The 21211-nt window shown below is 73.1% G+C and carries 18 protein-coding genes; 14 read left to right on the top strand and 4 right to left on the bottom strand.

The window, feature by feature from the left end; translation table 11 throughout:
• Positions 1-111 precede the first annotated feature (111 nt).
• On the top strand, positions 112-1203 hold the full coding sequence (locus tag OG867_RS24100; protein WP_406288380.1) for a S1C family serine protease: 1092 nt from the start codon (positions 112-114) through the stop codon (positions 1201-1203).
• Between the two features lie 64 nt (positions 1204-1267).
• On the opposite strand, the gene OG867_RS24095 is transcribed toward OG867_RS24100, so the two are convergent.
• Entirely contained in the window at positions 1268-1480 is a 213-nt protein-coding gene (locus tag OG867_RS24095) for a hypothetical protein (protein ID WP_073863269.1), read from the bottom strand.
• A 167-nt stretch (positions 1481-1647) separates the two neighbouring features.
• Between OG867_RS24095 and OG867_RS24090 the strand changes: the two genes are divergently transcribed.
• The 4 genes from OG867_RS24090 to OG867_RS24075 all read left to right on the top strand — a co-directional run bounded on the left by OG867_RS24090 (position 1648) and on the right by OG867_RS24075 (position 6752).
• The gene (locus OG867_RS24090) at positions 1648-2853 is read left to right on the top strand and encodes a bifunctional adenosylcobinamide kinase/adenosylcobinamide-phosphate guanylyltransferase (protein ID WP_328899830.1); all 1206 of its coding nucleotides are present in this window, start codon (positions 1648-1650) and stop codon (positions 2851-2853) included.
• Positions 2854-2990: 137 nt separating this feature from the next.
• Positions 2991-4079, top strand: coding sequence for a nicotinate-nucleotide--dimethylbenzimidazole phosphoribosyltransferase (gene cobT, locus OG867_RS24085; RefSeq protein ID WP_406288378.1), 1089 nt, complete (start codon positions 2991-2993; stop codon positions 4077-4079).
• A gap of 97 nt (positions 4080-4176) precedes the next feature.
• Positions 4177-5988, top strand: coding sequence for a phosphatidylglycerol lysyltransferase domain-containing protein (locus tag OG867_RS24080; RefSeq protein WP_406291154.1), 1812 nt, complete (start codon positions 4177-4179; stop codon positions 5986-5988).
• The gene (locus OG867_RS24075; RefSeq protein WP_406288376.1) at positions 5985-6752 is read left to right on the top strand and encodes a hypothetical protein; all 768 of its coding nucleotides are present in this window, start codon (positions 5985-5987) and stop codon (positions 6750-6752) included. The genes OG867_RS24080 and OG867_RS24075 overlap by 4 nt, the downstream gene beginning before the upstream one ends.
• Here the strand turns inward: OG867_RS24075 and OG867_RS24070 are convergent.
• Complete coding sequence (locus OG867_RS24070; protein ID WP_406288374.1) at positions 6653-7414, bottom strand: hypothetical protein; 762 nt, start codon at positions 7412-7414, stop codon at positions 6653-6655. The two genes, OG867_RS24075 and OG867_RS24070, sit on opposite strands and share 100 nt — an antisense overlap.
• A gap of 87 nt (positions 7415-7501) precedes the next feature.
• Here OG867_RS24070 and OG867_RS24065 point away from each other — a divergent pair, with 87 nt between their 5' ends.
• Complete coding sequence (locus OG867_RS24065; RefSeq protein ID WP_406288372.1) at positions 7502-8281, top strand: adenosylcobinamide-GDP ribazoletransferase; 780 nt, start codon at positions 7502-7504, stop codon at positions 8279-8281.
• Positions 8282-8289: 8 nt separating this feature from the next.
• Here OG867_RS24065 and OG867_RS24060 read toward each other — a convergent pair whose 3' ends face one another.
• Positions 8290-9147, bottom strand: a complete 858-nt coding sequence (locus tag OG867_RS24060) for an endo alpha-1,4 polygalactosaminidase (RefSeq protein ID WP_406288370.1) — start codon at positions 9145-9147, stop codon at positions 8290-8292.
• Between the two features lie 220 nt (positions 9148-9367).
• On the opposite strand from OG867_RS24060, the gene OG867_RS24055 reads away from it, so the two are divergent.
• The 7 genes from OG867_RS24055 (at position 9368) to OG867_RS24025 (ending at position 19715) form a co-directional block, all read left to right on the top strand.
• A complete protein-coding gene (locus OG867_RS24055; protein WP_406288368.1) occupies positions 9368-10921 on the top strand; it encodes a leucyl aminopeptidase in 1554 nt (517 codons plus the stop codon).
• Positions 10922-11177: 256 nt separating this feature from the next.
• Positions 11178-12566 (top strand): dihydrolipoyl dehydrogenase, encoded by a 1389-nt coding sequence (gene lpdA / locus OG867_RS24050; RefSeq protein WP_406288365.1) that lies wholly within the window; start codon positions 11178-11180, stop codon positions 12564-12566.
• 61 nt (positions 12567-12627) lie between these two features.
• On the top strand, positions 12628-14397 hold the full coding sequence (sucB, locus tag OG867_RS24045) for a 2-oxoglutarate dehydrogenase, E2 component, dihydrolipoamide succinyltransferase (protein WP_406288362.1): 1770 nt from the start codon (positions 12628-12630) through the stop codon (positions 14395-14397).
• Between the two features lie 131 nt (positions 14398-14528).
• Positions 14529-15152, top strand: coding sequence for a GntR family transcriptional regulator (locus OG867_RS24040; protein ID WP_406288360.1), 624 nt, complete (start codon positions 14529-14531; stop codon positions 15150-15152).
• Between the two features lie 256 nt (positions 15153-15408).
• Positions 15409-18078 carry a pyruvate dehydrogenase (acetyl-transferring), homodimeric type gene (gene aceE / locus OG867_RS24035; protein ID WP_406288357.1) on the top strand — a complete coding sequence of 890 codons (2670 nt, stop codon included), beginning with the start codon at positions 15409-15411 and terminating at the stop codon, positions 18076-18078.
• 76 nt (positions 18079-18154) lie between these two features.
• Positions 18155-19135 carry a WYL domain-containing protein gene (locus OG867_RS24030; RefSeq protein ID WP_328899841.1) on the top strand — a complete coding sequence of 327 codons (981 nt, stop codon included), beginning with the start codon at positions 18155-18157 and terminating at the stop codon, positions 19133-19135.
• A 61-nt stretch (positions 19136-19196) separates the two neighbouring features.
• Positions 19197-19715, top strand: coding sequence for a DUF4240 domain-containing protein (locus tag OG867_RS24025; RefSeq protein WP_406291152.1), 519 nt, complete (start codon positions 19197-19199; stop codon positions 19713-19715).
• 9 nt (positions 19716-19724) lie between these two features.
• Here OG867_RS24025 and OG867_RS24020 read toward each other — a convergent pair whose 3' ends face one another.
• Positions 19725-20252 carry a GNAT family N-acetyltransferase gene (locus OG867_RS24020; protein WP_406288353.1) on the bottom strand — a complete coding sequence of 176 codons (528 nt, stop codon included), beginning with the start codon at positions 20250-20252 and terminating at the stop codon, positions 19725-19727.
• A 56-nt stretch (positions 20253-20308) separates the two neighbouring features.
• Between OG867_RS24020 and OG867_RS24015 the strand changes: the two genes are divergently transcribed.
• Positions 20309-21208: a TIGR01777 family oxidoreductase gene (locus tag OG867_RS24015; RefSeq protein WP_406288350.1), complete on the top strand. Its 900-nt coding sequence runs from the start codon at positions 20309-20311 to the stop codon at positions 21206-21208.
• Positions 21209-21211 lie beyond the last annotated feature (3 nt).

The following is a 21211-nucleotide window of genomic DNA, read 5'->3' as shown; positions in this document are numbered from 1 at the left end:
CAATCGCCGGACGGGCTGAAAAGATTGCCCTCAATCGCCGGGCCGGCTTGATACGCCCCCTCTGGATGCGCTCAACGGGCCACCCCTGGGGGCAAAAGCAATAATCCGGACATGGATGCCATTCACTCCCGCCGCCGTGCGCGGCGGCTGTTGCTGCCCCTGTCCGCCGGTGTCTGCGCGATCGCGCTGGTGAGCGGTTGCTCCGGTTCGAACGCTCCCGCCGCGGGGCCGGATGCGACGGCGTCCGGCTCGGCGCAGCCCGGTCCGGCCGCGAAGGCCGACGGTGATCTGCAGAGCGCGTACCAGTCCGCCATCAACGACGTGCTGCCGTCGGTCGTGCAGATCGACGCCTCCGAGAGCCTGGGTTCCGGTGTCGTCTACGACACCAAGGGCCACATCGTCACCAACGCGCACGTCGTGGGCGACGAGAAGACGTTCAAGGTCACCGTGGCGACCGGCGAGAAGGTGATGAAGGCGTCGCTGGTCGCCGCCTACCCCGAACAGGATCTGGCCGTCATCAAGCTGGACGACGTGCCCGACGGGCTGCGGCCCGCGAAGTTCGGGGACTCGGAGAAGGTCGCGGTCGGGCAGATCGTGCTGGCGATGGGCTCACCGCTGGGCCTGTCCAGCAGCGTCACCCAGGGCATCGTCTCGGCCCTCGGCCGGACCGTGAGCGAGAGCCGCTCGGGCGGCGGCACCGGGGCGACCATCGCCAACATGGTGCAGACCTCGGCGGCGATCAACCCGGGCAACAGCGGCGGCGCCCTGGTGAACCTGGACAGCCAGGTCGTCGGCATCCCGACGCTCGCCGCGTCCGATCCCCAGATGGGCGACAGCGCGGCGCCCGGGATCGGCTTCGCCATCCCGGCCTCGATGGTGCGGACGGTCGCGGACCAGATCATCAAGAACGGCAAGGTCACCGACTCGGGCCGGGCGGCGCTCGACATCACCGGCCGCACGGTGGTCAACGACGACTACCGTCCGGCGGGCGTCGCGATCGTCAGCGTGCAGAACGGCGGCTCGGCCGAGAAGGCGGGGCTGCGGGCCGGCGACATCATCGTGAAGGTGGACGACACGAAGGTCACCACGATCACCTCGCTCTCCGAGGCGCTGGCCGGTCACAAGCCGGGCCAGAAGGCGAAGGTGACGTACACGCGCGGGAGCTCGCAGAAGACGGCCGAGGTCACCCTCGGCGAGATCTGAGCGTACGAGGACGGCTGCCGCCGGGTGGGTCCGTGAGGGCCCGCCCGGCGGCAGCCGTACGCCGTCAGCCCGCCGCGTCCGCCTGAAGGCTCATCGGGCCGTAGATCTTCGTCCCGTCGTCGAAGAGCGTGACCTGGTCCGCCCCGCCGTCCAGGAGTTCCTTCCAGTACTCACCGATCCAGGACTCCGCGTCGCCCTGGGTCGTGAACTCCTCCGGCCGCAGGGCCGGCTCCGTCTCCGTACCGTCGGACTTCTCGAACCGCCACGTCCACGCCATGTGCGCCTCCCGGGTAGGTCGTTCCCGTCGGCAGCTTAGGGCCTTTCGTTCGGATGCCAGAGCCCGCGAGCCCGGCATGATCCGAACGAGAGGCCCTCGGGCCTGTGCGGCGGATCTTCGAGGGCCCACGTCGCGCAGCGTGCGCGGCGACGCGGGAGGATCGGAACGTGGAACTGACTCTGCTCGGCACCGGAGCCCCCGAGGGGCTGCCGCGGCCCGACTGCCCCTGCGCGGCCTGCGCCCTCGCCCGCGGAGCCGGCAGCCGGGCCGCGACCGCCCTCCTGGTCGATGACGCGCTGCTGCTCGACCTCACGCCCGGGGCGGTGTTCGCCGCCGCCCGCGCCGGCCGCTCGCTCACCGGTGTACGCCAGGTCCTCCTGACCCACCCCCACGACGGCCCCGCCGTCGAGCTGCCCGCCGGGCTCCCTCCGGCGGGCCGGGTCCCGGACGGGCGGGTGCTGACGCTGATCAGCGGGCACCGGGTGCGGGCCGTGCCGATGGACGCGCCCGGTACGGGATACGAGGTGACCTCGCCGGAGGGTGCCCGGCTGCTGTACCTCCCGCCGGGCGGCGCACCGGCCGGGCTGACGGACCCGGTGGCGCAGCCGTACGACCTGGTCGCCGGGGACGTCGTCGGGCGGCCCGACGCGGTGGCGCGGCTGCGGGCCGTCGAGGCGATCGGGCCCGCCACCGAGCTGATCGCCGTCCACCTGGACCACGACGCGCCGCCCGCCCCCGAGCTGGAACGCCGGCTCGCCGCCGCCGGGGCCCGGGCGGTTCCGGACGGCACGACGCTGACGGTCGGCGGCCTCCGCGCCCCCGCATCGGCGGTCCCCCGGCGCACCCTGGTCACCGGTGGCGCCCGCTCGGGCAAGTCCGTCGAGGCGGAACGGCGCCTGGAGACGTACCCGGAGGTCGTGTACGTGGCGACGGGAGGCGCCCGGGACGGGGACGCGGACTGGGCGGCCCGGGTCGGGCTGCACCGGGAGCGCCGGCCGGCCGCCTGGCGCACCGAGGAGACCTGCGAGCTGGCGGAGCTGCTGTCGTCGGACGGGCCGCCCCTGCTCATCGACTGCCTGTCCCTGTGGCTGACGGACGCGATGGACCGGGTGGGCGCCTGGGACGACGCGGCGTGGGCGGAGGGCGGCGAGCGGGCGCTGCGGGCCAGGACGGCGGAGCTGGTCGCGGCTGTGCGCGGGACCCGGCGCACGGTGGTCCTGGTGACCAACGAGACCGGCTCCGGAGTGGTGCCGGCGACGGCGGCCGGGCGGCGCTTCCGGGACGAGCTGGGCCGGCTGAACGCGGCGGTGGCCGAGGAGTGCGAGCAGGTGCTGCTGGTGGTGGCGGGCCAGGTGCTGGCGCTGCGCGGCTGACAGGCGCGACGCCGGGAGCCCCGGGGCTCGGGGCCGTACCGGGCGGGCCCGGAAAACACGGCGGGTACTGTTCCGCGGGGAGCCCGCCGCCGGGCTCCCCGGACCACTCCCCGTATCGACCCGCGAGGCAGACCCCCGTGAATCTGGACGACTTCTCCGACCTGATCGAACGCCCCGACGGGGGCGTACGGCGCGATGCCGAGGAACGCCGGGAGCGGTTGATCGTGCCCCCGGGCGCCCTCGGCCGTCTGGACGAGCTGGGCGAGTGGCTGTCGACCGCGCAGCAGGCCGCGCCGGTGCGGCCGGTCGAGCAGCCGCGCGTGGTGCTGTTCGCGGGTGACCACGGGGTCGCCGAGCTCGATGTGTCCGGCCGCGCGGCCTCCACCGCGCACGAGCTGGTCCGGGCCACGCTGGACGGTTCGACCCCGCTGGCGGTCCTGGCCCGCCGGTTCTCGGTGCCGGTGCGGATCGTGGACGCCGGTCTGAACTGCGACCCGGAACTGCTGCCGGAGGCCGTCGTACGGACCCGGGTGCGGCGCGGCAGCGGGCGTATCGACGTCGAGGACGCGCTGACGGCCGAGGAGGCCGAGGCCGCGGTGCGGCTCGGGATCGCGGTGGCCGACGAGGAGGCCGACTCGGGCACCGATCTGGTGGTGCTCGGCGACCTCAGCGTGGGCGGTACGACGGCGGCGGCCACGCTGATCGCGGCGCTGTGCGGCACGGACGCCTCGGTGGTGACCGGGCGCGGCGGTGCCGGGATCGATGATCTGGCGTGGATGCGCAAGTGCGCGGTGATCCGTGACGCGCTGCGCCGGGCCCGGCCGGTCCTGGGCGACCAGCTGGCGCTGCTGGCCACCGTGGGCGGGGCGGACCTGGCGGCGATGACCGGCTTCCTGCTCCAGTGCGCGGTGCGGCGGCTGCCCGTGGTCCTGGACGGGGTGGTCGGCGCGGCGGCGGCGCTGGTCGGCCAGCGGGCCGCGTTCCGGGCGCCGGACTGGTGGCTGGCGGGCCAGCTGAGCGGTGAGCCGGCGCAGGCGAAGGCCCTCGACCGGATGGCGCTCAACCCGCTGCTGGATCACGGCGTCATCGTGGGCGAGGGATGCGGGGCGCTGCTCGCCCTTCCCTTCGTCCAGGCCGCCGCCGCGCTGGCCGCCGAGCTGCCCGAGCGGGAGCCGGAGCCGGCGGAGGGCGGCGCGGACGAGGAGAAGGACGAGCCGACGGACTGACGCCGGCCCCGCTCCGCGCCCGGCCGACACCGGCCGCGGAGCGCCCCCTCATGCAGCGCGATGCCCCATATGATCGCTTTTCATGGGAGAGGTCGGTATGACCGTCGAGGAGTCCGGACGGGGTACCGTCCGCAAGGCCGGCACACCGCGCTCACGGCGCGGCGCCGCGTTCGCGATCTGGTACCTGCGCGTGGTGTCGTTCCTCAACTTCCTCAGCGCGGTCTGGGTCACCTTCGGCCAGGACCTGCGCCGCCACAACACGGACGACTACTTCACCCCCTATCTGCTCACGGCGGGCTTCTCCTCGGGGGTGGTGGCGCTCTTCCTGGCCGTGACGATGCGCCGGCGCAAGCGGGCCGCGTGGATCGTCAACCTGGCGCTCAGCGGGCTGACGTTGCTGCTGTCCGCCGCCCTGATCGGCTTCCCGGAGGTCCGCCGCTATCCGCAGAACTGGATCTCGCTGGCGCTGTCCGCGGGCTTCGTGCTCGCGCTGGTGCTCGGCAGGCGCGAGTTCTACGCGAAGGGCGACCGGTCCAATCCGAAGCTGGCCGCGCTGGTGGCGGCCGGCGGGCTGCTGGTCACCTCGCTGATCGCGGCGGGCCTGGTCACGGTCACCAACACCGCGCACGACGAGTACCGCTCGACGTTCCTGGACCGCTGGGCGTACGGGGCGCTGCGGCTGGTGTCCGTCGCCGCGTCCGATTCGCGGTTCCCCGGGATCACCGCGCCGGGCTGGGTCAACGTCGCCGTCAACATCCTGTCCACACTGCTGCTCGTCGCGGTCGTCTGGGCGGCCTTCCGCTCCCGCCGGGCGGTCGACCCGATCACCCCGGAGGACGAGGAAGGGCTGCGGGCGCTGCTCGACAAGCAGGGCGAGCAGGACTCGCTGGGCTACTTCGCGCTGCGCCGCGAGAAGAGCGCGGTGTGGTCGCCGACCCGGAAGGCGGCCGTCGTCTACCGGGTGGTCGGCGGGGTGTCGCTGGCGTCCGGCGACCCGATCGGCGATCCGGAAGCCTGGCCGGGTGCGATCGTGCCGTGGCTGGCCGAGGCCCGCGAACACGGCTGGATCCCGGCGGTGATGGGCGCGGGCGAGGAAGCCGGCACGGTCTACGCGCGGCACGGCCTGGACGCGCTGGAACTGGGCGACGAGGCGATCGTGGAAACGGCCGACTTCACCCTGGAGGGCCGCGCGATGCGCACCGTCCGCCAGGCGTACAACCGGGTGCGGCGGGCGGGTTACGAGGTGACGGCGCGTCGGCACGCGGAGATCCCGGAGCCCGAGATGGCCGGCCTGGTGCGCCGGGCGGACGACTGGCGCGACGGGGCGACGGAGCGCGGTTTCTCGATGGCGCTGGGCCGGCTCGGCGACCCGGCCGACGGGCAGTGCGTGATGCTGGAGTGCCGTGACGCCCCGTCCGGTGACGGCGCCCCGGGCGAGCTGCGGGCCCTGCTGAGCTTCGTGCCGTGGGGGCCGAACGGCCTCTCGCTGGACCTGATGCGGCGTGACCGGGACTCCGAGAACGGGCTGATGGAGTTCATGGTCATCGAACTCCTGCAACGAGCCGGGAAGCTGGGCGTGACGCAGGTGTCGCTGAACTTCGCGATGTTCCGCTCGGTCTTCGAGCGCGGGTCGCGGCTGGGCGCCGGTCCGGTGCTCCGGATGTGGCGGTCGCTGCTCAGCTTCTTCTCGCGGTGGTGGCAGATCGAGTCGCTGTACCGGGCCAACGCGAAGTACCGCCCGATCTGGGAGCCCCGGTTCCTGCTCTTCGAGAAGAGCGCGGACCTGCTGCGCATCGGGGTCGCGGCCGGCCGCGCGGAAGGATTCCTGGAGGCGCCGGGGCTGCCCAAGTGGCTGCACCGCTCACGGCTGGCCCGGGGCCGCGGCGTACCGCCCGGGCCGCGTGGATGAGAGCCGTACGCGCCCTGCGCCGGGCGGCCCGCCGGGAATGGGGACCGCTCTGGTCGGCCGTACGGGCACCGCTCGCCGCCCACGGCCTGCGGGCCGTGCCCCTGACCCTGGCTTCGGTGGCCCTGACAGGACTGCTCCAGGTGGTGCAGAACCGGTCCTGGGGTTACGGCCCGGTCCAGACGCTGGGCGCGGTCCGGGCCGACAGTCCGCTCTGGTCGGCCCTGCTGCGTACCCCGTTGTCGCTGTTCGTACCCGCGCTGGACCTGCCGGTGTGGGGCGCGCTGGTGCAGATGCTGGTCGTGTTCGGGGCCGCGGAGGTCTGCCTCGGCAGGTGGCGGACGCTGCTGATCGCGTACGCGGCGACCCTGGCCGGGACCCTGTACGCGCGGATCGGCATCGCGGCCGGCCCGGACGCCTTCCTCGGGCTGCCCGCGTCCGACGCGCGGCTCGTGGACACCGGGCCCTCGGCGGCGGTCGTCGCGCTGGCGGTCTGCGTCTGCTGCGCGTACCGGGCGCGGGTCACCGGGGCGGTGGTGATCGTGGCGATGGTGGCCGAGGCCGTGCTGAAGGACAACCTCGCGGGCCGGGAACACCTGGCGGCCATCGCGGCGGCGCTCGCCCTGTGCGCGGTCCCGGCGCTGCGCGGGCGGCGACGGCGGGGCGGTCAGGGCTTGGAGGGCGGGAGCGGGACCCGGTCCGGTGCCCCGCCGATCAGGTCCTGGAACCTGCGGCGCGGGCCGACCCACCGCACGTCGTGGTGGTAGGCCCGCAGCACCGCACGGGAACGGGCCCGGTGCCGGTTGCGGTAGAACCGACGCGCCCACAGCGAGGTCGGCCGGGCCAGCCGGATCGCGCCGATCAGGGCCACGAATGGCACCAGTGCGCCGACCACCGCCATCCGCGTCTTGCCCTTGAAGAGGGTGATCAGCACGAAGCAGAAGTTGACGACGACGGTGAGCACGGCCCCGAGCCGGCCCTGCTCCTGATCGTCGCTCAGGTCGTCCACGCCCAGCGGGGAGAAGCCGCCGAGCACCAGCAGCACCAGGGCCGCCGTGAGCACGACGACCTCCACGCTCCGGCGCCCCTCCTCGGTCCAGTACACGTCGTCCAGGTAGAGGATCAGAGCGAACTCGTCCAGCACCAGGCCCGCTCCGGCACCGAAGACGACCGCGCAGACCCCGGCGGTGACCCCGTGCCGCCCGCTCGCCACCGCACCGAATCCGCCGACGACGCTCAGCACCACCCCGGGCACCACGTGGTGGATGTGGACGCCGCCGGGCGTGATGTTGCGGAACGGCCCCTTCCCGGCCCGGATCATCCGGGTGATGAGCCGGGTGATCGCGAACGTCAGCACGAAGGCGGTCAGGGCCAGGAGCAGAGGCAGCTTGCCCGGCTCCACGAAGTTCCGGTCGAACCAGTGACCCATGCCACCCACTCCCGATCGTCCGCCTGTGCCCCGTTATGCGGCATTCGGACAATCTAGCGGCCGTCCTCACCGATTAGCCTGCGCGCCGTGACCTCCCTGAACAGCCACGGCCTGCGTTTCGCCTTCGGCACCCTGACCGTGCTCCCCGTCCGCGTCACCCGCTGGGACCGGGAGACAGCCCGGGCCGGGATGCTGTGCGCTCCCCTGGCCGGGCTGGTCGTCGGCGTCCTCGCGGCGGTGCCCGGCAGCCTGCTGCTCCGGGGCGGAGCGGGCCCGCTGCTCGCCGCGGTCGCCTCGGCCGCCGTGCCCGCGGCACTCACCCGGGGCCTCCACCTGGACGGTCTCGCGGACACCGCCGACGGCCTGGGCAGCGGCAAGCCGGCCGACGACGCGCTGCGGATCATGAAGCAGTCGGACATCGGCCCGTTCGGCGTGATCACCCTGCTCTTCGTGCTGCTGGCCCAGGTGGCGGCCCTCCAGCGGCTGTACGCGGACGACTGGACGCAGGGCGCGGTGGCGGCCGTCGCCTCCGCCGTCGTCGCCCGGCTCGCGCTCACCCTGGCCTCCCGGCGCGGCGTCCCGGCCGCCCGCCCGGAGGGCCTGGGCGCGGCCGTCGCCGGTACGGTCCCGGCGGCCGGTGCCTGGGCGGTGGCGCTCGTGGTGGTGGCGGGGTGCGCGGGGGCGGGGGCCCCGCTGGGCGGGTACGGAGCGCTGCGGTACGCCCTGGCCGCCGTGGCCGCGCCGGTGGCGGCCGGGCTGCTCCTGCGCCACTGCGTGCGGCGGTTCGGCGGGGTGACCGGGGACGTGTTCGGGGCGCTGGCGGAGACGGCGGCGACGGCGGCGCTAGTGATCCTGGCGCTGGGCTGAGGCGACCGTCAGCCCTCCGCGCAGGTTTCCCGTCCGGCGTCCAGCTCGTACTCCTTGCGCAGCGAGCTGAGGCGCAGCTTCCTGGACTGTGCGCAGAACTTCGCCGCCGGCAGCTCGTACTCCACGTGGAAGACCGCCTTGCCCGCCTTCACGAACGGGGTCAGCTCCTCGCACTCCTCGTACTGCGCGCACTGCTCGTTGACCGCGAAGTCGAAGTCCCCGACGAGCTCCGGGATCTGCGGGAGGTCGTTCTTGAGGCCGACGGACATGCCGTGGCGGTGGACCATGCGGGCGATCAGGCGGTTGTAGCGCAGCTGGTCGGCGGCGGTCAGCGGGAAGCCGCTCTTGTTGCGGTAGCCGTCCATGTTGTCCGGTTCGACCGCGTCGAAACCCTTCTTCGCGCACCTCGCGATCCGGGTCTCCATCAGCGGTTCCAGGACCTCGGTGCGCCGGATGTCGAGCCAGCGCTCGCCCTTCCAGCCGTTGCCCTTCCCGAGGACGGCGGTGGGGAAACGGGCCGCGTCCGGTCGGAAGTCCTCCCAGGCGCCGGTGGACAGGTAGCAGATGACCTTGCGGCCCTTGCGGTGAAGCCCGGCGACCTGGGCCGCCGTACGGTCGAAGCCGTCGACGTCGTACACCGGGGCGTCCACCGAGGTGTCGAGCTTGCCCGAGAGCTGCCACTGCCAGTCGGTGCCGGGCTGCGGCTGCCAGCGGGTCGGCGAGGGCCGCGCGGAGGCGGGTTCCTTCCCCGCCGGGGCCTGTTCACGCTCCGTGGAGCAGCCCGTGAGCGTCGTGAGCACCACCAGTGCGGTGACGGCCAGGGCGCCGCGCGCCCCGCCCACCCGTGCGGCCGTCCGGTCGCGCATCGTTCCCCCAGGTCCGCCGGGACGATCTTCCCGGAAACCACCACCGTAACGACGGCCGCGCACCTCGCACGCACCGCCTACGGCCCGCCGCCGTGAGCGGGCAGCAAAGGCGCGCGTAGGCTCATTCCCGGCACATTGCGGCCGCGTCTACGATGCGCCGGGCACGGTCGGCCCACCCACTCGACCGAAAAGAACTCAACGGAAGCGAGATTTCACCACCGTGACTGCTCTCACTCTCAGCACTGCCGGTGCGGCGACGCTGCGCGCCGACGCCCTCGTCGTGGGCGTCGCCAAGGGCGCTGGATCCAAGCCTGGGGACCTGGTCCTCGCACCGGGCGCCGAGGCCGTGGACAAGGCGTTCGGCGGGAAGCTCGCCGCCGTCCTGGCGACCCTGGGCGCCTCGGGTGCCGAGGGCGAGCTGACGAAGGTCCCCGCCCCCGAGGGCCTGAAGGTCCCCGTCGTCATCGCGGCCGGTCTCGGCAAGGCCCCGGAGAAGGACGGCTCGTACGACGCCGAGACGCTGCGCCGGGCCTCCGGTGCCGCCGCGCGCTCGCTGGCCGGTTCGAAGAAGGCCGGCTTCGCGCTGCCCGTCGGCTCCGTCGAGGACGCCGAGGCCATCGCGGAGGGCGCCCTGCTCGGCGCGTACGCCTTCACCGCCTACCAGGCCGGTGAGAACAAGCTGGCCCCCAAGGACGCGAAGCCCGCCGGCGCCAAGCAGGCGCTGGCCGAGGTCGCCGTCCTCGGTGCCAAGCCCCGCGACAAAGCGTTCAAGGCCGCCGCCGAGCGCGCGATCGCCCTCGCCGAGGAGATCAACCGCGCCCGCGACCTGGTCAACACCCCGCCCAACGACCTGTACCCCGAGTCCTTCGCCGCCGTGGCCACCGCCGCCGGCAAGGAGCACGGCATCAAGGTGCAGGTGCTGGACGAGAAGGCGCTCGTCAAGGGCGGCTACGGCGGCATCATGGGCGTCGGCCAGGGCGCGGAGCGCGGCCCGCGCCTGGTGAAGCTCGCCTACACGCACCCGAAGGCGGAGAAGACCCTGGCCCTCGTCGGCAAGGGCATCACCTACGACTCGGGCGGCATCTCGCTGAAGCCGGCCGGTCACAACGAGACGATGAAGTGCGACATGGCCGGCGCCGCCGCCGTGTTCGCGACCGTCGTCTCGGCCGCCCGTCTGGGCCTGCGCGTCAACGTCACCGCCTGGCTGGCGCTCGCCGAGAACATGCCGTCGGGCAACGCCACCCGCCCCGGTGACGTCCTGCGCATGTACAGCGGCAAGACCGTCGAGGTCCTGAACACCGACGCCGAGGGCCGGCTCGTCATGGCCGACGCGCTGACCCGCGCCTCGGAGGAGAACCCGGACGCGATCGTGGACGTGGCGACCCTGACCGGCGCGATGGTGCTGGCCCTGGGCAACCGCACCTTCGGCATCATGTCCAACGACGACGCCTTCCGTACCTCGATCCACGAGATCGCGGACGAGGTCGGCGAGGCGTCGTGGCCGATGCCGCTCCCGGCCGACCTGCGCAAGGGCATGGACTCCTCGACCGCCGACATCGCCAACATGGGCGAGCGGATGGGCGGCGGCCTGGTGGCCGGCCTGTTCCTGAAGGAGTTCGTGGGCGAGGGCATCGCCTGGGCGCACCTGGACATCGCGGGCCCCGCCTTCCACGAGGGCGCCCCGTACGGCTACACGCCCAAGGGCGGCACCGGCTCGGCCGTCCGCACGCTGGTGAAGCTGGCGGAGCGCACCGCCGCCGGCGACCTCGGCTGACCGGGCCGCGGCACCCCCCGTACGGCCCCGGGCATACGTCCGGGGCCGTAGGTGTTCCCCACCGGGACGGACGATCGTCCGTCCCGGACACGGGCCCCGCGTCCCGCCCACCGTCAACAAGTGCGAAGATGGGTTCTCGGCAGGACAGGGCCCCCACCACAGGGCCGAAGACAAAGCGGCCGCACCCCAGCCGACCGGCCGGTAGCACCCCGAGGACGGGGCCCGGCGTACGGCGCACATGCATGGAGGACGTGACGTGGCGAACGACGCCAGCACCGTTTTCGACCTAGTGATCCTCGGCGGTGGCAGCGGCGGGTACGCCGCGGCCCTGCGCGGAGCGCAGCTGGGCCTGGACGTCGCTCTGATCGAGAAGGGCAAGGTCGGCGGCACCTGCCTGCACAACGGCTGCATCCCCACGAAGGCCCTGCTGCACGCCGGCGAGATCGCGGACCAGGCCCGCGAGTCCGCCCAGTTCGGCGTCAAGGCCACCTTCGAGGGCATCGACATGGCGGCCGTCCACAAGTACAAGGACGACGTGATCTCCGGCCTGTACAAGGGTCTCCAGGGTCTCGTCGCCTCCCGCAAGGTGCACTACATCGAGGGTGAGGGCCGGCTCTCCTCCCCCACCTCGGTGGACGTGAACGGCCAGCGCGTCCAGGGCCGCCACGTGCTCCTCGCGACCGGCTCCGTGCCGAAGTCGCTGCCGGGCCTGGAGATCGACGGCAACCGCATCATCTCCTCGGACCACGCGCTGAAGCTGGACCGCGTCCCGAAGTCCGCGATCGTGCTGGGCGGCGGCGTCATCGGCGTCGAGTTCGCCTCGGCGTGGACCTCCTTCGGCACCGACGTGACGATCATCGAGGGCCTGAAGCACCTCGTCCCGGTCGAGGACGAGAACAGCTCGAAGCTTCTTGAGCGCGCCTTCCGCAAGCGCGGCATCAAGTTCAACCTCGGCACGTTCTTCCAGGGCGCCGAGTACACGCAGGACGGCGTCCGCGTGACCCTCGCCGACGGCAAGACCTTCGAGGCGGAGGTGCTGCTGGTCGCGATCGGCCGCGGCCCGGTCTCGCAGGGCCTCGGTTACGAGGAGGCCGGGGTCACCATGGACCGCGGCTACGTCCTGGTGGACGAGTACATGCGCACCAACGTGCCGACGATCTCGGCCGTGGGCGACCTGGTCCCGACGCTCCAGCTGGCGCACGTCGGCTTCGCCGAGGGCATCCTCGTCGCGGAGCGGCTGGCCGGCCTCAAGACCGTCCCGATCGACTACGACGGTGTCCCCCGGGTCACGTACTGCCACCCCGAGGTCGCCTCCGTCGGCATCACCGAGGCCAAGGCCAAGGAGCTCTACGGCGCGGACAAGGTCGTCGCGCTGAAGTACAACCTCGCGGGCAACGGCAAGAGCAAGATCCTCAAGACCGCGGGCGAGATCAAGCTCGTCCAGGTCAAGGACGGTGCCGTGGTCGGCGTCCACATGGTCGGTGACCGTATGGGCGAGCAGGTCGGCGAAGCCCAGCTGATCTACAACTGGGAAGCGCTGCCGGCCGAGGTCGCCCAGCTCATCCACGCCCACCCGACCCAGAGCGAGGCGCTCGGCGAGGCCCACCTGGCCCTGGCCGGCAAGCCCCTGCACTCCCACGACTGATCCAGTCGACCGGGCGCGACGACCGACCACTTCCGCATTTTCGTAAGGAGCAACTGAAACCATGTCGGTTTCCGTAACCCTTCCGGCGCTCGGCGAGAGCGTCACCGAGGGCACTGTCACCCGCTGGCTGAAGGCCGAGGGCGAGCGCGTCGAGGCCGACGAGCCGCTGCTCGAGGTCTCGACCGACAAGGTCGACACCGAGATCCCCGCCCCCGCCTCCGGCGTCCTGTCGTCCATCAAGGTCGCCGAGGACGAGACCGTCGAGGTCGGCGCCGAGCTGGCCATCATCGACGACGGCTCGGGCGCCCCGGCCGCCGCCGAGGCCCCGGCCGCCGAGCCCGAGCCCGAGGCCGCCCCGGCCCCGGCTCCGGCCGCCGAGGCTCCGGCTGCCCCGGCCCCCGCGGCCGAGGCTCCGGCCGCCGCCCCGGCCGGTGGTGCCTCCGGCACCGACGTCACCCTCCCCGCGCTCGGCGAGAGCGTCACCGAGGGCACCGTCACCCGCTGGCTGAAGGAGGTCGGCGAGGAGGTCGCGGAGGACGAGCCGCTGCTCGAGGTCTCCACGGACAAGGTCGACACCGAGATCCCCGCCCCGGTCGCCGGTGTGCTGCTGGAGATCGTGGTCGGCGAGGACGAGACCGCCGAGGTCGGCGCCAAGCTCGCCGTCATCGGCGCGCCCGGTGCCGCTCCGGCCCAGGCCCCGGCCCCGGCTCAGCCCGCCCCGGCCCAGGAGGCTCCGGCCCCCGCGCCGACTCCGGCTCCGGCCCCCGCAGCGCCCGCCGCCCCGGCCCCAGCCGCCCCGGCCCCGGCGCCCGCCGCCCCGGCCCCGGCTCCGGCGGCTCCCGCCCCGGCCCCGGCCGCCCCGGCGCAGGCTCCGGCCGCCGCCCCGGCCGCGACCTCCGGTGACGACGGCGCGTACGTCACGCCGCTGGTCCGCAAGCTCGCCGCCGAGAACGGCGTCGACCTGGGCTCGGTCAAGGGCACCGGCGTCGGTGGCCGCATCCGCAAGCAGGACGTAGTGGCCGCCGCGGAGGCCGCCAAGGCCGCCGCCGCTGCCCCGGCGCCCGCCGCCGCTCCGGCCGCCGCCAAGGCGCCGAAGCTGGAGGCGTCCCCGCTGCGCGGCCAGACCGTCAAGATGACCCGCATGCGCAAGGTCATCGGCGACAACATGATGAAGGCGCTGCACTCGCAGGCCCAGCTGACCTCGGTCGTCGAGGTCGACGTCACGAAGCTGATGAAGCTGCGCGCCAAGGCGAAGGACGGCTTCGCGGCCCGTGAGGGCGTCAAGCTCTCCCCGATGCCGTTCTACGTGAAGGCCGCCGCCCAGGCGCTGAAGGCCCACCCGGTCGTCAACGCCCGGATCAACGAGGACGAAGGCACCATCACGTACTTCGACTCGGAGAACATCGGCATCGCCGTGGACGCCGAGAAGGGCCTGATGACCCCGGTCATCAAGGGCGCGGGCGACCTCAACATCGCCGGTATCTCGAAGAAGACCGCCGAGCTGGCCGGCAAGGCCCGCGGTGGCGGCCTGACCCCGGACGACATGTCCGGTGCCACCTTCACCATCAGCAACACCGGCTCGCGCGGCGCGCTGTTCGACACCGTCATCGTGCCGCCGAACCAGGCAGCCATCCTGGGCATCGGCGCCACCGTGAAGCGTCCCGCGGTCATCGAGACCGAGGAGGGCACCGTGATCGGTGTCCGCGACATGACGTACCTGTCGCTCTCCTACGACCACCGTCTGGTGGACGGCGCGGACGCCGCCCGCTACCTGACCGCGGTCAAGGCGATCCTGGAGGCCGGCGAGTTCGAGGTCGAGCTCGGCCTGTAACCAGCCTCACGATCGGCGCCCCCGTCCGGAACACTTCCGGGCGGGGGCGCCGCCGTATTGTCTAGACACCACCGGTCGCCCCGGCCACCGAGCCCGGTGCAGGCGTACCGGTCTGTCCGAAGGAGCCCGTCATGACCCCGCCCGTCGTCCACTCGCTGCGCGAACAGATCCGCGAGCACATCGTGGAGGGGATCGTCAGCGGGCGCTGGAAGCCGGGCGAGCGGATCGTGGAGCGGCGCATCGCGACCGAGCTGGAGGTCAGCCAGACGCCCGTGCGCGAGGCGCTGCGGGAGCTGGAGACGCTGCGGCTGATCGAGTCGGCGCCCAACAAGGGCGTCCGGGTCCGCAACCTCACCGCCGCGGACCTGGAGGAGAGCTACCCCGTACGGGCGGGCCTGGAGCAGATCGCGGCCGAGCTGGCGGCCCCCGGGCTCGGCGAGGACTGCTCGCTGCTGGCCCCGCATGTGACGGCGCTGTACGAGGCGGACCGACTGGCGGACGGCGAGGCCCAGGTCCGGCACACGGTCGGCTTCCACCGCGAGATGGTGCGGGCTGCGGGGAACGCGGTGCTGCTGCACACCTGGGAGGGGCTGGGCATCGAGGTGTTCACGGCCCTGTCGATCCGCTGGCTGGGGACGGTCCAGAAGTCGTACGCGGAGGAGCACGAGGCCCTCATCGACGCGTTCCTGCACAAGGACCCGGACATCGGGACTCTGGTCAAGGCCCACGTCCTGGGGTGCGCGCCGCGCGCCTGAGGCTCCGCGCATGTGTCGCCCCCGCCGCTCTTCCGTGCAGGTCAGCGCCCGTTTTGGCGGGTAAATCCCGTCACTCGGTGCCCCGTTTCATGGCACCGCATGCCACTTTTCTTCATATCGAGAAGTTTTGCCGTTCATCCTTTGATCGATCATCGATCGGCGACTTACAGTTCACTCCGCGGGCCCACCGGCCCCATCGCCCTGTCCTGCCAGTCAGGGACTTCTCCACCCCCCTCCTCACCGGAAGGCGGCGATCATGACCGACCCCGTAGGAAAGCTTCCGAGCGAGCTCGACCAGCTCCCGGACCGCGACCCGGAGGAGACCGCTGAATGGGCGGCCTCCCTGGATGCCGTCACCAAGGCCGCGGGCCCGCACCGTGCCGCGTACCTGATGCGGCGCTCGCTCCAGCATGCCGAGGGCGCCGGTCTCGCGCTGCCCAAGCTGCTGGAGACCGATTACGTCAACTCCATCCCGACCGCCGCGGAGCCCGACTTCGACGGTGACCTGGAGATGGAGTCCAAGATCACCGCGTGGAACCGCTGGAACGCGGCCGCGATGGTCACCCGTGGCGCGCGCTTCGGCGTCGGCGGCCACATCGCCACCTTCGCCTCGGCGGCCTGGCTGTACGAGACCGGCTTCAACCACTTCTTCCGCGGCAAGGAGGGGGACGGCTCCGGCGACCAGCTGTACGTGCAGGGCCATGCCTCCCCCGGCATCTACGCCCGCGCCTTCCTCGACGGCCGGCTCAGCGAGCAGCAGCTCGACAACTTCCGCCAGGAGTCGGGCGGCAACGGCCTGCCCTCCTACCCGCACCCGCGGCGGCTGCCCTGGCTGTGGGAGTTCCCCACGGTCTCCATGGGCCTCGGCCCGCTCTCGGCGATCTACCAGGCGCGCTTCAACCGCTACCTCGCCAACCGCAACATCAAGGACACGTCGAACTCGCACGTCTGGGCCTTCCTGGGCGACGGCGAGATGGACGAGCCCGAGTCGACCGCCGCCCTCGCCCTCGCGGCCCGCGAGCAGCTCGACAACCTGACCTTCGTCATCAACTGCAACCTGCAGCGCCTCGACGGTCCGGTCCGCGCCAACTTCCGCGTCGTGCAGGAGCTGGAGGGCGCTTTCCGGGGCGCCGGCTGGAACGTCATCAAGACGCTCTGGGGCAACGCCTGGGACGAGCTGTTCCAGCTCGACACCACGGGCGCGCTGGTGCGCCGCCTCCGCGAGGTCCCGGACGCGCAGTTCCAGACCTACGCCACCCGCGACGTCGCGTACATCCGCGAGCACTTCTTCGGCGCCGAGCCCGCCCTCGCCGAGCTGGCGAAACTGCTCACCGACGCGAAGATCGCCGAGTGTTTCTACACCTCGCGCGGCGGCCACGAGGCCCGCAAGGTGTACGCGGCCTACCGCGCGGCCGTCGAGCACAAGGGCGCGCCGACCGTGATCCTCGCCCAGACGGTGAAGGGCTACACGCTCGGCAAGGGCTTCGAGTCCAAGAACGCCAACCACCAGATGAAGAAGCTGTCGATCGACGAGTTCAAGGGCATGCGCGAGCTGCTCGGCCTCCCGATCCCGGACAGCGCCTTCGCCGACGGCCTGGTGCCCTACGGCCACCCGGGCGCCGACTCCCCCGAGGTCCGCTACCTCCAGGAGCGCCGCGCCGCCCTCGGCGGCCCCGCCCCGGCCCGCCGGGTGCACGCGGTGACGCTGCCGCAGCCCGAGGAGCGCGCGTTCGCGGCGCTCAAGAAGGGCTCCGGCAAGCAGGAGATGGCCACCACCATGGCCTTCGTCCGCCTGGTCAAGGACCTGATGCGGGACAAGCAGACCGGCAGGCGCTGGGTGCCGATCGTCCCGGACGAGGCCCGCACCTTCGGCATGGAGTCGCTGTTCCCCTCCGCCGGCATCTACTCGCCGCTGGGCCAGACGTACGACCCGGTCGACCGCGACCAGCTGATGTACTACAAGGAGGCCAAGGACGGCCAGATCCTCAACGAGGGGATCACCGAGGCCGGCGCCATGGCCGACTTCATCGCCGCCGCCACGTCGTACGCGACGCACGGCGAGACGATGATCCCGTTCTACATCTTCTACTCGATGTTCGGCTGGCAGCGGACGGGCGACCAGTTCTGGCAGCTCGCCGACCAGCTCGGCAAGGGCTTCATCGTCGGCGCCACCGCCGGCCGTACGACCCTGACGGGCGAGGGCCTCCAGCACGCGGACGGCCACTCGCACCTGATCGCCGCCACGAACCCGGCGTCGCTCAACTACGACCCGGCGTTCGCGTACGAGATCGCGGTGATCGTCAAGGACGGTCTGCGGAGGATGTACGGCCCCGATGCCGAGGACGTCTTCTACTACCTGACGGTCTACAACGAGCCGAAGCCGCAGCCCGCGATGCCGGAAGGCGTCGAGGAGGGCATCGTCAAGGGCCTGTACCGCTTCAAGGAGGGCACGCCCGCCACGGCGGACGCGCCGCGCGCCCAGCTGCTGGCCTCCGGTACGGCGATCCACTGGGCCCTGGAGGCCCAGGAGCTGCTGGCCGCCGACTGGGGTGTCACGGCCGACGTCTGGTCCGCGACCTCCTGGGGCGAGCTGCGCCGCGAAGCGCTGGAGTGCGACGAGGCGCTGCTCCACGGTGAGCAGCGGGTGCCGTACGTGACGCAGGTGCTGGAGGGCGCTCCGGGCCCGGTCGTCGCGGTCAGCGACTGGATGCGCGGGGTCCCGGACCAGATCAGCCAGTGGGTCGAGCAGGACTACACCTCCCTCGGCACGGACGGCTTCGGTCTCTCCGACACGCGTGACGCGGCCCGCCGCCACTTCGGCGTCGACGCCCAGTCCGTCGTGGTCGCCACGCTGGCCCAGCTGGCCCGGCGCGGCGAGGTGCCGGCGACGGCCGTCAAGGAGGCGCGGGACCGCTACGGTCTCTGAGCGTGATCAGGCCCGTCCGGCTTGAGGCTTTGTCCTCAATCGCCGGACGGGCTTGTTTTCTGTCCACAATGGCCGCATGCGTGCTGCCCGGCTGATCCGTATGGTGCTGCTCCTCCAGGCCCGCCCCGGCATGACCGCCGCCGAGCTGTCCCGGGAGCTGGAGGTGTCCGAGCGGACCGTCACCCGGGACGCGCAGGCCCTCTCCGAGGCCGGTGTCCCGGTGTACGCGGAGCGCGGCCGGGCCGGCGGCTACCGGCTCGTCGGCGGGTACCGCACCGGGCTGACCGGCCTCGCCCGCGACGAGGCGGAGGCGCTGTTCCTGTCCGGGCTGCCCTCGGCCCTGCGCGAGATGGGGCTCGCGGACGCCGCGTCGGCCGCCCGGCTGAAGGTGTCGGCGGCCCTGACGCCCGCGCTGCGGGACGCCCCGGCGGGGGCGGGCCGACGCTTCCATCTGGACGCGCCCGGCTGGTACCAGGAGCCGGTCACGCCGGAGCTGCTGCCCGCCGTGGCCGAGGCCGTGTGGCGCGACCGGCTGCTCCTGGCCCGGTACCGGGGGGCCGGCCGGGACTCCGACGTGGAACGGGAGCTGGCCCCGTACGGGCTCGTCCTGAAGGCGGGCGCCTGGTACCTGTGCGCCCGCGCGGGCGACGACACGCGGGTGTACCGCATCGACCGGTTCACCGCCGCCACCGTTTCCGGCACCCCTTTCGTCAGGGACGAGGGTTTCGACCTGCCCGCCTTCTGGGAAGAGCGGTCCGCCGCGTTCGCCCGCTCCCTGCTGCGTACGGAGGTGACGCTGCGGCTCTCGGAGACGGCCGCGCACCGGCTGCCGCACCTCGTGGACCGGGCCGCCGCCACGGAGTCGCTGGAGGCGGCGGGGCCGCCCTCTGAGGACGGCCGGGTCACGGTCACCCTGCCGGTGGAGTCCCTGGACGTCGCCTACGGCCAGCTGCTGGGCCTCGGACCGGAGTTGGAGGTGCTGGGGCCGGCCGCCCTGCGGGAGAGGTTCGCGACGGCCGCGGCGCGCCTGCACGCGCTCTACGGGGGCGCGCCCTGACGGCTTCGTTCAGATGTCTGGGCGTGCATCCGCGGCTCTCAGGGCAGATGCTGTACCAGTGATGGACGAGACCGGGTTCTGGGAGCTGATCGACAGCACGCGCGAGGCCGCCGACGGCGACCCCGAGGACCACGCCGATCTGCTGATCGACAAGCTGGTGCTGCTCGACCCCGAAGCGGTGCTGGACTTCGCCCGGCACTTCGAGGCCCGATTCAACCGCGCCTACCGCTGGGACCTGTGGGGTGCCGCCGCCCTCCTGCTCGGCGGCGCGGGCGACGACGCCTTCGACTACTTCCGCTGCTGGCTGATCGGCCGGGGCCGGGAGGTCTTCGAGGGCGCGGTGCACGACCCGGACGCCCTGGCCGAGCTGCTCGACTCCTTCGACGAGGAGCTGGACGGCGACGGCGAGGAGCTGGGCTACGCGGCCGACGAGGCGTACGAACAGCTCACCGGCGTCGTCGCGCCCGACCTCGGCCTCCCCCCGCAGCCCGACGAGCCGGAGGGCACCGAGCTGGACCCGGACGACGACGCGGCCCTGGCGGCCCGGCTGCCCGCGCTCTGGGAGCGGTTCGGCGGCTGAGCGCGCCGGTCACGGGGCGAGCGGGCGGCCCATCATCACGTCGTCCACGTACCGCCCGTTCAGGAAGAACTCGCCCGGCAGCACGCCCTCGACGGTGAAGCCCTCCGCCTCGTAGAGCGCGCGGGCGGGCGCGTTGTGGCCGAGGACCCGCAGGGTGATCCGGTTCGCCCCCTCGCCGCGTGCCACCGCGCAGGCCGCGCGGATCAGGGCGCGCCCGACGCCCCGGCCGCGCGCCCAGTGGGCCACGGCGAGGCCCTGGATCTGCCGGACGTGCGCGTTGCAGGCCAGCGGGGTCGGCGGCACGACGCGTATGTAACCGGCCGGTGCCCGCTCCCCCGCCTCGTCCACCGCCTCCGCCACCAGGATGTCCCGGGGCGTGTGCCGCACGTCGAAGAACGGCGCGTACGGCGGCTGCGGGCGCGGCTGCACCGCGTGCAGCGTCGACCAGGTGGCGCGGTCCAGCTCGCCGAGCGCGGGCTCGTCCGCGAGAGCGGCGCGGCGGACCAGGGGCGCGGCGGATGCGGCGGATTCGGTCATGGCCGCCACTGTGCCACGGCCGTGTACGGGGGCCCCGGTGGGGCAGGATGGACGCCATGCCGCACTCCCGTATCGCCGTCAGCGGATCGACCGGACTCATCGGAGCGGCGCTGGTGCGCTCGCTGCGGGCTGACGGGCACGAGGTGGTGCGCCTGGTGCGCCGCCCGGCCCGGGCCGGTGACGAGGTGGAGTGGGACCCGAAGCGGGGTCACGTGGACGTGGCCGGTCTGGTGGGCTGCGACGCGGTCGTCCATCTCGCCGGGGCGGGGGTCGGCGACCACCGCTGGACCGAGGCGTACAAGAAGGAGATCCGGGACAGCCGGGTGCTGGGCACCGCCGCGATCGCGGACGCCGTCGCCTCGCTCGACACCCCGCCCACCGTGCTGCTGTCCGGCTCCGCGATCGGCTTCTACGGGGACACCGGCGACCGCCCGGTGGACGAGGAGGCGCCGCCCGGGGACGGGTTCCTGCCCTCGGTCTGCGTGGAGTGGGAGGAGGCCGCGGCGGCGGCCGAGGAGGCGGGGGTGCGTACGGTGCACGCCCGCACCGGCCTGGTGGTCGCCCGGGAGGGCGGTGCCTGGGGGCGGCTCTTCCCGCTGTTCCGGGCGGGGCTCGGCGGCCGGATGGGCGACGGCCGGCAGTACTGGAGCTTCATCGCGCTGCACGACCACATCGCGGCGCTGCGGCACATCCTGGACACGCCGGAGCTGTCCGGTCCGGTGAACCTGACCGCCCCGACGCCCGTCACCAACGCCGAGGTGACCGCCGCGATGGGCCGGGTGCTGCGGCGGCCGACCCTCTTCACGGCGCCCGCGCCGGCCCTGCGGCTCGCGCTCGGCGAGTTCGCCGGGGATGTGCTGGGCAGTCAGCGGGTCGTGCCGGCGCGGCTGCTGGGCTCCGGCTTCTCGTTCGCCTTCCCGTCCGTCGACGCCGCCATCCGCGCCGCCCTGCGCTGACGG

This window comes from Streptomyces sp. NBC_00209, assembly GCF_045206345.1.
Taxonomy (GTDB): domain Bacteria; phylum Actinomycetota; class Actinomycetes; order Streptomycetales; family Streptomycetaceae; genus Streptomyces.
Note: the sequence above shows the minus strand (reverse complement) of the source record. Positions and strands in the feature narration are given on the sequence as shown.

Excerpts from the sequence above, each read along its gene's own strand:
- OG867_RS24025 (WP_406291152.1), top strand. The coding sequence starts at position 19,197 with ATGGACGAGACCGGGTTCTGGGAGCTGATCGACAGCACGCGCGAGGCC.
- OG867_RS24015 (WP_406288350.1), top strand. The coding sequence starts at position 20,309 with ATGCCGCACTCCCGTATCGCCGTCAGCGGATCGACCGGACTCATCGGA.
- OG867_RS24100 (WP_406288380.1), top strand. The coding sequence starts at position 112 with ATGGATGCCATTCACTCCCGCCGCCGTGCGCGGCGGCTGTTGCTGCCC.
- OG867_RS24030 (WP_328899841.1), top strand. The coding sequence starts at position 18,155 with ATGCGTGCTGCCCGGCTGATCCGTATGGTGCTGCTCCTCCAGGCCCGC.
- OG867_RS24060 (WP_406288370.1), bottom strand. The coding sequence starts at position 9,147 with ATGCGCGACCGGACGGCCGCACGGGTGGGCGGGGCGCGCGGCGCCCTG.
- aceE (WP_406288357.1), top strand. The coding sequence starts at position 15,409 with ATGACCGACCCCGTAGGAAAGCTTCCGAGCGAGCTCGACCAGCTCCCG.
- OG867_RS24075 (WP_406288376.1), top strand. The coding sequence starts at position 5,985 with ATGAGAGCCGTACGCGCCCTGCGCCGGGCGGCCCGCCGGGAATGGGGA.
- sucB (WP_406288362.1), top strand. The coding sequence starts at position 12,628 with ATGTCGGTTTCCGTAACCCTTCCGGCGCTCGGCGAGAGCGTCACCGAG.
- OG867_RS24095 (WP_073863269.1), bottom strand. The coding sequence starts at position 1,480 with ATGGCGTGGACGTGGCGGTTCGAGAAGTCCGACGGTACGGAGACGGAG.
- OG867_RS24040 (WP_406288360.1), top strand. The coding sequence starts at position 14,529 with ATGACCCCGCCCGTCGTCCACTCGCTGCGCGAACAGATCCGCGAGCAC.
- OG867_RS24080 (WP_406291154.1), top strand. The coding sequence starts at position 4,177 with ATGACCGTCGAGGAGTCCGGACGGGGTACCGTCCGCAAGGCCGGCACA.
- OG867_RS24070 (WP_406288374.1), bottom strand. The coding sequence starts at position 7,414 with ATGGGTCACTGGTTCGACCGGAACTTCGTGGAGCCGGGCAAGCTGCCT.
- OG867_RS24020 (WP_406288353.1), bottom strand. The coding sequence starts at position 20,252 with ATGACCGAATCCGCCGCATCCGCCGCGCCCCTGGTCCGCCGCGCCGCT.